This window comes from Qipengyuania sp. SM2507 (assembly GCF_053714505.1).
This window is the reverse complement of sequence record NZ_CM132307.1, coordinates 2,464,050-2,476,567: the sequence shown is the minus strand read 5'-3', so window position 1 is coordinate 2,476,567 and position 12,518 is coordinate 2,464,050. Positions and strand designations below refer to the sequence as shown.

The 12,518-nt window shown below is 65.4% G+C and carries 11 protein-coding genes; 7 read left to right on the top strand and 4 right to left on the bottom strand.

Features of this window, described 5'->3' with window-relative positions:
- The first annotated feature begins 71 nt into the window (after positions 1-71).
- Positions 72-323 carry a hypothetical protein gene (locus ACWIKC_RS12035; RefSeq protein ID WP_454597735.1) on the top strand — a complete coding sequence of 84 codons (252 nt, stop codon included), beginning with the start codon at positions 72-74 and terminating at the stop codon, positions 321-323.
- A gap of 92 nt (positions 324-415) precedes the next feature.
- On the opposite strand, the gene ACWIKC_RS12030 is transcribed toward ACWIKC_RS12035, so the two are convergent.
- Complete coding sequence (locus ACWIKC_RS12030; protein ID WP_454597734.1) at positions 416-1,435, bottom strand: serine hydrolase; 1,020 nt, start codon at positions 1,433-1,435, stop codon at positions 416-418.
- A 175-nt stretch (positions 1,436-1,610) separates the two neighbouring features.
- Complete coding sequence (locus ACWIKC_RS12025; RefSeq protein WP_454597733.1) at positions 1,611-2,021, bottom strand: baeRF12 domain-containing protein; 411 nt, start codon at positions 2,019-2,021, stop codon at positions 1,611-1,613.
- Between the two features lie 65 nt (positions 2,022-2,086).
- On the opposite strand from ACWIKC_RS12025, the gene ACWIKC_RS12020 reads away from it, so the two are divergent.
- The 6 genes from ACWIKC_RS12020 (at position 2,087) to ACWIKC_RS11995 (ending at position 9,549) form a co-directional block, all read left to right on the top strand.
- Positions 2,087-3,472, top strand: a complete 1,386-nt coding sequence (locus ACWIKC_RS12020; RefSeq protein WP_454597732.1) for a phosphotransferase — start codon at positions 2,087-2,089, stop codon at positions 3,470-3,472.
- Positions 3,472-4,758, top strand: coding sequence for an acyl-CoA dehydrogenase family protein (locus tag ACWIKC_RS12015; protein ID WP_454597731.1), 1,287 nt, complete (start codon positions 3,472-3,474; stop codon positions 4,756-4,758). The genes ACWIKC_RS12020 and ACWIKC_RS12015 overlap by 1 nt, the downstream gene beginning before the upstream one ends.
- 116 nt (positions 4,759-4,874) lie before the next feature.
- The gene (locus ACWIKC_RS12010; protein WP_454597730.1) at positions 4,875-5,864 is read left to right on the top strand and encodes a L,D-transpeptidase family protein; all 990 of its coding nucleotides are present in this window, start codon (positions 4,875-4,877) and stop codon (positions 5,862-5,864) included.
- A gap of 95 nt (positions 5,865-5,959) precedes the next feature.
- On the top strand, positions 5,960-8,215 hold the full coding sequence (locus ACWIKC_RS12005; RefSeq protein ID WP_454597729.1) for a DUF305 domain-containing protein: 2,256 nt from the start codon (positions 5,960-5,962) through the stop codon (positions 8,213-8,215).
- A 26-nt stretch (positions 8,216-8,241) separates the two neighbouring features.
- A complete protein-coding gene (locus ACWIKC_RS12000; protein WP_454597728.1) occupies positions 8,242-9,282 on the top strand; it encodes an endonuclease/exonuclease/phosphatase family protein in 1,041 nt (346 codons plus the stop codon).
- 138 nt (positions 9,283-9,420) lie between these two features.
- Entirely contained in the window at positions 9,421-9,549 is a 129-nt protein-coding gene (locus ACWIKC_RS11995; RefSeq protein ID WP_454597727.1) for a hypothetical protein, read from the top strand.
- A gap of 55 nt (positions 9,550-9,604) precedes the next feature.
- On the opposite strand, the gene ACWIKC_RS11990 is transcribed toward ACWIKC_RS11995, so the two are convergent.
- Positions 9,605-10,567 (bottom strand): copper resistance protein B, encoded by a 963-nt coding sequence (locus tag ACWIKC_RS11990; protein ID WP_454597726.1) that lies wholly within the window; start codon positions 10,565-10,567, stop codon positions 9,605-9,607.
- Positions 10,564-12,375 (bottom strand): copper resistance system multicopper oxidase, encoded by a 1,812-nt coding sequence (locus ACWIKC_RS11985; RefSeq protein WP_454597725.1) that lies wholly within the window; start codon positions 12,373-12,375, stop codon positions 10,564-10,566. Before ACWIKC_RS11985 ends, ACWIKC_RS11990 begins: the two co-directional genes overlap by 4 nt.
- Positions 12,376-12,518 lie beyond the last annotated feature (143 nt).

Here is a 12,518-nt window from a genome sequence, read left to right as displayed (position 1 = left end):
AGGCCACATTGAGGCCTCGCGCGGTGCCCCAGAAAGGCCCGCTCAGAACTCACTGATCAAGGATTTCATCTATGCGTAAGATCGCTCTCGTCGCCGCCGCTTCGGCCGCCGCTCTGACCCTCGCCGCTTGCTCGGAAGCAACCGAAGACAGCGCCGAAGTCACCACCGAAAGCGCCGTGGCTGACACCGAAACCAACATGGACGCGATGGGCACCGAAATGGAAGCCGGCGCTGAAGAAGTTACTGCCGAAGCCGACGCCGTCGCTGCCGAAGCCGAAGCCGAACTTCAGGACGAAACCGTCACCGAAGCTCAGGTTGACTAATTCGATCCCCTTTGCGGATTGAAACGAAGGGCGGCACCGCGAGGTGCCGCCCTTTTCGTTTGTCGGTCTGTAGAACCCGCGAGCGCCGGGTCTTATTGACCGCCGTATTGCGCGTTGGTCCAGACCTGCGCACGGGCATCATAGCCATCGTGGATTGCGCGGGCGATCGCCGCAATCTTGGCCTCGCGCGCGGGGCGCGAACCCTGACCGGTGACATAGATCGCCAGCGCCACGGTGCGCCCGTCGGGCATCTCGAGAAAACCGACATCGCTCGAAGTGTTGTTGAGCGACCCGGTCTTGTGGCTGACCCGCACGCTGGCGGGCATCATCGCCGGAATCCGGCGCGTGCCGGTGCGGGTGCGGCTCATTGCGCCCAGGACGACGCGCCGGCTTTCGGCGCCGAGGAACTTGCCCTGGTACAATCCGGTCAGCAGTTCGACCATTTCGCCCGGGGTCGCGCTGTCGCGGCGGTCGATATGGTGCGCGGGATCGTATTCGCCATCATCACGCACCAACGTGGCGATGTCGCGATCGATGCTGAATTCGGTCATGCCGTTGCGACGCATCCAGGAATTGACCGCATCGGGCCCGCCCACCACGCGCAGCAGCGCATCGGTGGCGGGATTGCTCGAGCGGCTGATCATGATCTCGATCAGGTCGATCGCCTTCATGTGCTTGCCTTCGCTCACCGGAGCGACGGGGGAGGAAAAGCGTGCCGATTTGCGCGCCCACAGCAGCGGGAATTCGCTGGTCAGGCTCCAGCGCCCCTGCTCGACGCCTTCGAGGAAGGTGGCCGCGATGGCGATCTTGCTGGTGCTGGCCAGCGGAAAGCGCTGGTCACCCAGAATGGCGATTTGCTGTCCGGTGGTGAGGTCGATCGCCGCCACGCCGATACGGCCGTTGCTGCCATCCGCGAGTTCGGCAATTCGCCGCTCGAACCCGGTTTCGTAGACCGCCTGGTAACTCGGAAGCGGGCGAACCTGCGTTCCCAAAGTCGCGTCGAAAGTCGCTTCGAGCGGCGATGATTCGGCCGAATTGGAGTTGGCAAGGGCGGGCGCTGCCATTCCCAGCAGTGCGGCCCCGATGGTGGTAGCTAATGTTCTGATCCGCATGCGCCCTACCTATCATGTCTTAGGTTGGCAGATACTTAACGCGCTTATCGATCGTGCAACAAGCTGAATTGCGACGACAAGTGTCGCCGAAGCGATAGAAGATTACGCGGGCCGGGAACCAGTCGACGCTAACGCAATCGACGGGCCCCGGCCCGGAATGCTTGTGGAAGAACGATCAGGCGGCGGTGATCGCCTGTTCGATGCGATCGGTGGTTTCTCCGGTCAGGGTCTTGTCGATCTCGCCGACCAGCCGCTGCTTGAGCTCGCTGTGATAGTGGCGCCGCATTTCGCCCAGCGATTTGGGATCGGCGATGATCAGCACATTGTCGATCTCGCCGGCGATCGACTTGGCGTTGATCCATTCGGTGGCGGCTGCCGCATGGGCCAGTTCGTCCAGCTGGGTGCTGGTGCCTTTCTCGCGACCGCCATCGTCCTGATGCCGCACCCCGGCGCTGTAATTGGTGGCGGAAAGATCGGGCTTGGTCGCGCCTTCGAGCTTGGGTTCGAACGGGTTTCCGCCGTTGCGCATCACGGTGAAGGTCTTTCCGTCGACCAGGGCAACATGGGCCTTGTGCGGTAGTTTCATGGGCATCTCCTTCATGGTTTTTGCTATCGTTCTCTAACGCGCCGCATCGCAGTTTGCTCCGGGGCTTGAGCGAAATCCACACCGGTGCGACAGTGCTGGCGATGGGAGGGACATCTGACAGCGGGGAATTGCGCGCAGGGCTCGCGCGGGCGCTGGCACGCGTCGGGCTGCCGCCGCCCGGGGAGCTGACCCGGTTGACCGGCGGCGCCACGATGGAGAGTTGGCGGTTCGAATCGGGCGAGGGTGCCTATGTGCTGCGCCGCGCGCCCAGCCTCGCCTTCATGGCGGACCGGCCCTTTGGCCACGATACCGAGGCGGCGATCATCCGAACGGCTTTTGGCGCGGGAGTGACCGCGCCCGAAGTGGTGGTCGAGCTTGAGCCGGAAGACGCGATCGGCAGCGGTTTCGTGATGCGCGCCTTGCCCGGCACGCCCGATCCCGGGGCGATCCTGGCGATGGACCGCCCCGGCGAACTGCTGGCGCAATGCGCGCGCGACCTTGCGCGAATCCATGCGCTCGACAGGTCCGCGCTGCCTGCGGATATTCCCGAAATGAATTATGCCGAGGCGCTCGAAGGCTTGCGCATCCAGTTCGACGAGGCGGGCGGTGATCGGCCGATCATCGCGCTGGGGCTCAAATGGCTGGGCGATCACCTGCCCGAACGGGTCGCGCCGGTGCTTGCGCATGGCGATTACCGGCTGGGCAATATCCTCGCCCAGGATGGCGCGCTGACCGGGGTGCTCGACTGGGAGCTGGCGCATTGGGGCGATCGCCACGAGGATATGGCCTTCGCCTGCATGACGGTGTGGCGTTTCGCCCGGATCGACCGCCCGGCGCTGGGGCTGGGATCGCTCAAGCAATGGTTCGCCGCCTATGAGGAAGAAAGCGGGGTGACGGTCGATCGCGACCGCTTCCGCTATTGGCTGATCTATCGCACGGTATGGTGGGCGCTGGGCTGCCTGCGGATGGCGAAGGTCTGGCGCGAAGGCCACGACCGCATGCTCGAACGCGTGGTCATTTCGCGCCGGACCAGCGAGCAGGAACTGGACCTGCTGCTGCTTCTCGAAGAGGAGGCGCCGCAGGTAGAACGCGACCGGCCACTGCCTTCTCCAGCACCTGCAATGGAACGCAACGGCGAGGCCTCTTCCGGCGAAATCGCCACCGCCATCGCCGAATGGCTGGCCACGGTGAAGCATCGCATGGAAGGCCATGATCGCTTCCAGCTGGCGGTGGCGCGCAACGCGCTCGGCATGATCGCGCGTGAAGAGGCTTCCGGTGTTTCGGCCGGCGACCGCGAACTGGCGCAGGCGCTGCTGGCGGGCGAGCGCGACCTTGCCGAACCCGGACTGCTGGCGCTTCTGCGCCGCACCGCGCTCGACAAGCTGGCCGCCGATATTCCCAAATACCCCGCCCTCGCATCGGCGAAGGCGCAATGGACTGGAGAGGCTTGATGGACTTCGCGATACCGCAGGAACTGGAAGATTATTACGCCGAGCTCGAACGCTTCATCGCCGCCGAGATCGAGCCGCTGGTGGCGCAAGGCGACAACATCCGCTTCTTCGACCACCGCCGCGAAGATGCGCGCACCGACTGGGACCGCCAGGGCCTGCCAAACCGCGAATGGGAGCAATTGCTGGTCGAGGCCGCTACTCGCGCCGACGAGGCGGGCCACTGGCGCTTCTCGGCACCCAGGAAATACGGCGGCAAGGACGGTTCCAACCTGTGGATGGCGGTGATCCGCGACCGCTTCGCCCAGCGCGGGCTGGGGCTCCACAACGATCTCCAGAACGAGCATTCGATCGTCGGCAACTTCCCCTTCGTCGCCATGTTCGAAACCTTCGGCACCGAGGCGCAGAAGGAGGAGTTCATCCTCGGCGGTTTCGCGCGCGAGCGGCGCGTCGCCTTCGGGCTGACCGAACCCGAGCATGGTTCCGACGCCACCCATATGGATACCGTCGCGGTGCGCGAGGAGCGCGGCGGGCAGTCCGGCTGGCGGATCGACGGGGCCAAGATGTGGATCACCGGGATGCATCACGCGACCCATGTCGCGGTGTTCGCGCGGACCTCGGGCGGTGCCGGCGACGCGAAGGGTATCAGCTGTTTCCTCGTCCCCAACCCCGCCGAGGGGCTGGAGATCGACGAATATGTCTGGACCTTCAATATGCCGACCGACCACGCGCGGTTCTTCCTCAAGGGGGTGTGGGTGCCGGACGCGGCGATCCTTGGCGAGGAAGGGCGCGGGCTCGCGCTGGCGCAGAGCTTCGTCCACCAGAACCGCATCCGCCAGGCGGCATCCAGCCTCGGCGCGGCGCAGTTCTGCATCGAGGAGAGCGTGCGCTACGCCCGCGAGCGCAAGCCCTTCGGCCAGGAGTTGGCGCGCAATCAGGCGATCCAGTTTCCGCTGGTCGAGCTCGCCACCCAATGCGAGATGCTCCGGCTGCTCATCTACAAGACCGCCTGGGAGATGGACCGCCTGCGCCATGCCGAGATCGAACGCCAGCTCTCGGACAAGGTCTCGATGTGCAATTATTGGGCCAACCGGCTGGTGTGCGAGGCCGCCGACCGCGCGATGCAGGTCCATGGCGGGATCGGCTACAGCCGCGAGAAGCCCTTCGAGCACATCTATCGCCACCACCGGCGCTACCGCATCACCGAGGGCGCGGAGGAGATCCAGATGCGCAAGGTCGGTGCTTACCTGTTCGGCTATCTCGGCCCTCGCAAGGGGATGTTCGACTAGCGCTGTTTCGGAACGGCGGCGCGCGGTGCGGGTTTTGATCGTGTAGCCGACCGGCGCGACGATCCGTTGGGGATGCTCGCGGGACGAGGTTCGGTCCCGTCAGCCGCAGGAAACCCATGCTCACCATCATCCGACCCGCTCTGCTCGCCTGCGGCGTCTCGCTGCTGACCCTAGCCGCACCCGCGACCGCGCAGGACCAGGCGGAGCAATCCTCATCCGCGAGTTTCGAGGCCGAGGTGCCCGATGCGGCCTTCACCGGCGAGCGGAGCAGGCTGCTCATGACCGCACAGATCCTGCTCGACCGCGCGGGCCATTCGCCCGGCGTCATCGATGGCTATGGCGGCGGCAACACCGCCCGCGCGCTGCGCGCCTTCGAGAAGGCCAAGGGGCTCGATACCGACGGCGAACTCGACGACGAGGTCCTCTCCGCGCTGCGCGAGCAGGTCGGTTCGGACCCGCTGGTGACGCGCTACACGGTGACGCAGGAGGATGTTTCGGGCACATTTCGTTCGGTGCCTGCAGATATGGCGGCGATGGCGGAGCGCGATCGCATCGGCTATTCCAGCGCCTCCGAATTGCTCGCCGAGAAATTCCACATGAGCGAGGGCATGCTCGCCGTGCTCAACCCCGAGGCGGATTTCGGCTCCGCCGGCACCGAGATCCTCGTCGTTCAGGGCGGTTCTGCCGAAATCGAAGGCACGGTCGCGCGGATCGCAATCGACAAATCCGCCAGCGAAGTGCGCGCCTATGATGCCAGCGACACGTTGCTCGCGACCTTCCCCGCGACCGTGGGCAGTTCCGAATTCCCCTCGCCCTCGGGCACGATGGAGGTCAGCGCCATCGCTATGGAGGCGAACTACACCTTCGCCCCCGGCAGCCAGGATTGGGGTGGCGACGAAGCTCTGGTTATCCCGCCCGGCCCCAACAACCCGATCGGCGGGGTGTGGATCGATCTGGGCAAGGATGGCTACGGCATCCACGGCACCAGCGACCCCTCCTCGATCGCCAAGACCGCCAGCCATGGCTGCGTCCGGCTGACCAATTGGGATGCGCGCGCGCTTGCCCGCGCAGTGCAGAGCGGATCGACCAAGGTCGCTTTCGACTAGACCGGCGGCGTCGCTCCGCCCCGATTTGACTTGACCCCTGCGCCCGATTGACGACGATGGCGCCGACTGAATTTCGGGATTTCGGAGAGACACGCATGACATCGACCCTCGCCCGCGCCATCGGCGCCACGCTGCTGCTCGGCACATCGACCTTCGCTTTCGCGCAGGACGCGCCGATCGTGCTGCCCGGCGCGCCGGGCGAGCAGAGCCGGGTGATCGGCGCGGAGGAAGCGCTGCAGCTCTCGGACACCAGCTATGCGCCGGGCGATGTCCGCTTCATGCAGGATATGACGGTCCACCACGCGCAGGCGGTCGCCATGGCCGCGCTGGTCGAGGGCCGGACCAACAACGAGGATATCGTTGCCATCGCGGGCCGGATCGATGCCAGCCAGGCGGACGAGATCGAGTTCATGCGCGACTGGCTGGCGACGCGCGGTCAGGCCGAGAAGGCTGCCATGGCGATGACCATGGGCAACCACGCCGAACACGGCATGGCACCGGGAGCGGACATGCACGCCGGCCATTCGCTGATGAAGGGCATGGCGACGCCCGCGCAGATGGAAGCACTGGCGGCTGCCAACGGGACCGAATTCGACCGCCAGTTCCTGCAATTGATGATCGCCCACCACATGGGCGCGATCGAGATGGTCGAACAGCTCCACGACCAGCCGGGCACCGCCTACGATCCGGTCATGTTCGAATTCTCCAACGATGTCGTCAGCGACCAGAAGACCGAGATCGAGCGGATGAACGAGGTCGCCGCGGGGCTCTCCACCGATCCGCGCGCGACGCTCGCGGCGGGCTTCCGTGATGCGGGCGAGGCGATCAGCAATTTGCGGCTGGTGAGTGCGATGCCCAAGCCCGCCGGTTTCTTCGATCCGCAAAACCCGGCGCAGCTCCAGCCCGCGATCCTCGAGGATGAAGACGAGGACGCGAAGGCCGAAGAAGCAAAGGCGGACACGCGCGACGGCGACGAGGAAGAAGAACCCCGCTTCGGCCAGCGTGGCTCGCTATTGTCCTTCGCCAACACCGACATGGCCTTTTCTGGCGATTTGCTGGTGGCGGGCAATTACCACGGCTTCAACGCCTATCGGCTGGGTGAGGACGGCGTGCCGCAGCTCGTCAGCTCGACCGTCTGCCCCGGCGGGCAGGGCGATGTCTCGATCGTCGGCGACCTGCTGGTGATGAGCGTGCAGGACAGCCGCGCGCGCGTGGATTGCGGGCTGCAGGGTGTGGCCGACCGGGTCAGCGAGGAGCGCTTCCGCGGTATCCGCGTCTTCGACATTTCCAACCCCGCCCGGCCGATGCAGGTCGGCCAGGTGCAGACCTGCCGCGGCAGCCACACCCATTCGATCGTTTCGGCCGATGCCGACCGCATCGTGCTCTACAATTCGGGCACATCCTATGTGCGCGAGGAAGACGAGCTGGCTGGCTGCATCGATGCGCCGGGCGACAATCGCACTGCGATGTTCAGCATCGACGTGATCGAGATCCCGGTGGCCAATCCTTCCGCCGCGCGCGTGGTCGATCGCCCGCGCATCTTCGCCGCCGAGGGCCAGATCTCCGGTCTGTGGCGCGGCGGCGATCATGGCGACGGGACGCAGGATACCCGCGAAACCGACCAGTGCCACGACATCACCGTCTTCCCCGCCAAGCAGCTCGCCGCCGGCGCCTGTTCGGGCAATGGCATCATCCTCGACATTTCCGATCCGCTCAAGCCGGTGCGGATCGACGATGTCGTCGACTCCGGTTTCGCTTATTGGCACTCGGCTACCTTCAACAACGACGGCACCAAGGTGCTGTTCACCGATGAATGGGGTGGCGGCGGGCGGCCGCGCTGCCAGGCGGGCGATCCGATGAACTGGGGCGCCAATGCGATCTACGAGATCGAGAACGGCAAGCTGGAGTTCCGCAGCCTCTACAAGCTGCCCGCGCCGCAGAGCGACATGGAAAACTGCGTCGCACACAATGGCTCGATCATCCCTGTCCCGGGCCGCGATATCTTCGTGCAGGCCTGGTATCAGGGCGGCATCAGCGTGATCGATTTCACCGATGCGGAAAACCCGTTCGAGATCGCCTATTTCGATCGCGGCCCGGTCGATGCCGACCAGCTGGTCACCGGCGGCTATTGGTCCGCCTATTGGTACCAGGGCCGGATCTACGGCACCGAGATCAGCCGCGGGCTCGACATCTTCGCGCTCGAGCCGAGCGAATTCCTGACGAAGGAAGAAATCGCCGCCGCCGAAGCCGCGCAATATGAAGGCGAGGTCTTCAACCCGCAGACCCAGACGCAGGTGACCTGGCCCGCCGAAGTGGTCGAAGCCGCAGTGGCGAGCCGCCAAGGCGGGTAATGCGCCGGGGAAGAACAGGCCGTGCGGTGAAATCGCTGTCCTGGGCGGGCTGGATCCTGCTCGTCCTCGCCGCAATCCTGTTGGTCGCGACGCTGGTCTCGCTGATCGGGACCAATCGCGGCGTGGTTCGAGTGCTGGATTTCGTCCGCGAGCCGACGATCTATCTGGCGGCGCTGCTCGCGGTGCTGGCGTTGTTCCTGGCCCGGCCGCGGCGCCTGCTGGTGATCGCCATGCTGGTCGCAACCATCGCGATCAATCTGTGGCGGATCTGGCCCTACACCTTCCTTGCCGGTTCGAGCATGCCGCTGCCCGACGATGTCGACGGGATGAGCTGCGCGCGCGTACTCTCTCTCAACGTCCTGCAGACCAATGATCGCTACGGCGAGACCGCGGTACTGATTGAGCGGAGCGACCCCGATATCCTGCTGCTGATGGAAACCGATCAGGCGTGGCTCGATGCGCTGGAGCCGCAATTGTCGCGCTATGGCTATCGGCTCGATCGCCCGCTCGGCAACAAATACGGAATGGCCTTCGCGACGCGGCTGGAGGTGGAGCGGGCGCAAATGGTGGACACCATCGGTGCCGACACTCCGACGCTCTACGCCACCTTGCGGATGGACGACGGGGCTCGGTTCGAAGTGATCGGACTGCATCCTCGCCCGCCACTGCCTGGCCAGACCACCGAAACACGCGACGCCAATATCGCCCGTGCCGGAGCGCAGACTCCCGACGGGCTTGGCAATGTGCTCGCCATCGGCGATTTCAACGATGTGCCGTGGTCGAGCACGACGCGGGGCTTCGTCCGCGAGGGCGGCTATTTCGATCCGCGCGCCGGTCGCGGTAGCTTCGCCAGTTTCCCGGCTGACATGCTTGCGCTGGGCTGGCCGCTCGACCAGATTTTCATCAGGGACGGGGTGAAGGTGGAAAGCCTCGAGATCGGCGAAAGCGTCGGCTCGGACCACCGCCCGCTGCTCGCGCGGGTTTGCATCGATCCGATGGCCACCGATGGCAATGTACCCGGTGGCGCCAGCGTCGTCCCGCCATCGTCGCAGACCGATGCGCCCTGATGCGACGAGTTGTTGTCGGCGAGTTCTTTGCGCCCGTCCTGATCCCGCTCATCGGGTCGGATGGACAGCCAGCGAGTATCAGCTTGACCGTAAGCGGCTGACTTGTAAAAATACGACATGGCCCACTATGACCTTCAGATGACGAAAGAAATCAAGCGCCGCAGCGCGGAGAAGCGTCGCCGGCGCAGAGCGCTGCAAATTCGCTTCGGCATAATTCTTGTTACGCTGACCGTGCTCGGCGCATGGGCACTGCTTTTCATGCGTTGAAGGCCATGGCGGAGGCGTCGTTCCGATGGGCTTGTATTGATCGAAGCGGCCGGAATCAGAACCAGGCGCGCAGTCCGATCACCACGGCCAGTCCATCGGGGTCCTCGCCAGCAGCGCGGGCCAGATCCGCTGTTTCTCCCAGCTTCGCCTCATATCCCACCCCCACATAGGGCGCGAACTCGCGCGCAATTTCGTAGCGCAGGCGCAGCCCGGCTTCTAGCTTGGTCGGTCCGGCGCCGATGCCGCGCTCGGGAATGTCCTGCGCCGCAAGTTCGAGTTCGGCGCGCGGCTGGAGGATCAGGCGCTGGGTCAGCTTCCAGTCGTGCTCGCCCTCGATCCGCGCGGTGAGATCGCCGCGATCCGACAGGAAAAGCGCGCCATCGACATGCCACATATAGGGCGCGAGTCCCTGTAGCCCGAGGACGAGGTGGCTGCGCAGTTCGGGCTCGGCATCGAGACGCACGCCACCCTGCAGGTCGAAATAGGGGCCGATCGCACGGCTCCACAGCACTTGCACTTCGGCATCGTCGAGCACACCGCCGAACGCGCCTTCGCCTTCGGATTTGACCACCAGCCGGTCGATATCGCCGCCGTACCAGCCCTGCAGATCCCACAGATAGGCGTCATGACCGTTGGCGACGCGCGCCTCGAGCCGCTCGATCATCAGCATGCCCGTCTTCATGGCGCCATGGGTCGCGTGGTTCTGCGCGCGGGCCTCGGCCATCACCCGCTCGCCGAAGATGGCGTCGGCGGCATGGCGCGGGCCCTCGAATGCCGCGGGCGGCGGCGGTGCGACCGGGGCCGGTTTCATGGCATGCGCCGAATGGTCCATCGCGGGTGGCTCGGGCGTCGGTGCGGCGGGCGACCTGGTGGGAGGCGCTTGGTGCTGCGAATGGTCGGTCGGTTCGACCTGCGCTGGCGGGGTCTCGTGGCCGGAATGATCCGAGTGGTCCTGTGCCGCCAGCGGCTGAACCCACAGAGCCAATCCCAGGGCGAGATATGTCGCGCGCACAATCATGCTCCCGTCACCCGGTCGGGCCCCCGGTCGGGAAAGGGACGGACGGTGACGGTCTGCATCATGCCGGCGTGCATGTGGTAGAGCAGGTGGCAGTGGAAGGCCCAGTCGCCCGGCTCGTTGGCGGTCAGGTCGAAAGTGGCGGTACCGCCCGGTTGGACGATCACCGTGTGCTTGAGCGGCTGGTTCATCATCCCTGCGCCGTTGACCAGTTCGAAGAAATGGCCGTGCAGATGGATCGGATGCGCCATCATCGTGTCGTTGACCAGCTTCACGCGCACCCGTTCGTCGAAGGCGAAGCGGATCGGATCGTCGGTCACCGCGGAGAACTTTTTCCCGTCGAAGGACCACATATAGCGCTCCATATTGCCGGTCAGATGGATCTCCATCTGCCGTTCGGGCATGCGGTGCGGATTGGCGGTCTTGGCCGCCAGATCGGTGTAGCGCAGCACCCGGTGGTCGACATTGTCGAGCCCGAGGCCGGGGAAACCCATCCGGTCCATCGGCATGGGGCTGACCATATCGATGCCGGGGCCGGTCTTCACATCGGGCGGCAGTTTCGAGAGGTCGCGCATGGAATGATCCATCGCTGCACCGGATCCCGCGCCCGTCTCAGCGCCGCCCATATCGTGCCCCATGGCGGCATGGTCGACGCCGCCATGATCCATCGCGGCGCTCTCCGCCGCCCCACTTTCCATCGAATGGCCCATGCCCATATCGGCCATAGTGAGCGTCGGAGTCTGGCGCAGAGGCGGCGGCGTGGCACGGTGGCCGGGGTGCGAGGTCAGGCTGGCGACGCCCATGCCCGAGCGGTCCATCGCTTCGGCGACCAGCGCGTGGCTGCCAGGGCCGGGCGTCACGATCACGTCGTAGGTCTCGGCGGTACCGATCTGGAACTCGTCCACCTCGACCTCCGCCACTTCCTGCCCGTCGGCGGCGATCACCGTCATCGGCACGCCGGGGATGCGGACATTGAAGAACGACATGGCCGAACCGTTGATGATCCGCAGCCGGATTCGCTCGCCGGGGGTGAAGAGATATTCCAGCGCGTCCGCCGGGCCGTGGCCGTTGATCAGATAGGTGTAGGTGGAGCCGGTGACATCGGCGATATCGCGCGGGTTCATCCGCATTTCGGCCCACATCCGGCGTTCCTCGCCCGGCATCTCGCCCTCGGTCGCGGTCAGCATCTGTCGGTTGAAATAGTGCTCGCCGACTTTCAGTTTGCGCGCGATTTCATGCGGATGGAGCGGCGAGAATTCGCTCAGCAACACCACATAGTCGCGATCGTAGCGCGGATCGGGCTCCGCGCTCTCGATCACGATCGGGCCGTAGTGACCGGCCTGTTCCTGCAGCCCCGAATGGCTGTGCCACCAATAGGTGCCGTTCTGGCGGATCGGGAATTCATAGGTGAAGGTCTCGCCGGGCTTGATCCCGGGAAAACTTACGCCGGGCACGCCGTCGAACTGGAATGGCAGCAGCAACCCGTGCCAGTGGATCGAGCTGTCTTCGGTCAGGCCATTGGTCACGTTGAGCCGGACGTTCTGGCCCTCGCGCAGCCGGATCAGCGGGCCGGGGACGGTGCCGTTGACCGCGATCGCGTGGCCGCTCCGGCCGCCGGTGGTGAAATGGTGATCGGCAATCGACAGGTCGATCACCTCGCCCGACAACTCGCCGAAGCCGTTGCGCGCATGGCTGAGCGAGGCACCGCGCGCCCAGGCGGGGATCATCAGCCCGGCGCCCGCCAGCAGACCGGCGGATCCGAGCAGCGAGCGGCGGGTGAACTGCGGCGATATCATGGGCTGAAGTTTCATGGGTGTGACCTAGATACCCATCAGGGGTATTACAAGCAGCGAACGCTCGGTGTCGGTTTTCGGCCACAGCCCTTGTCGGCGCTGGCGCAGCGCGTGAAAAAGGCCCGGCAGGATCGCTCCCGCCGGGCCTTGTTTCTCGTGCA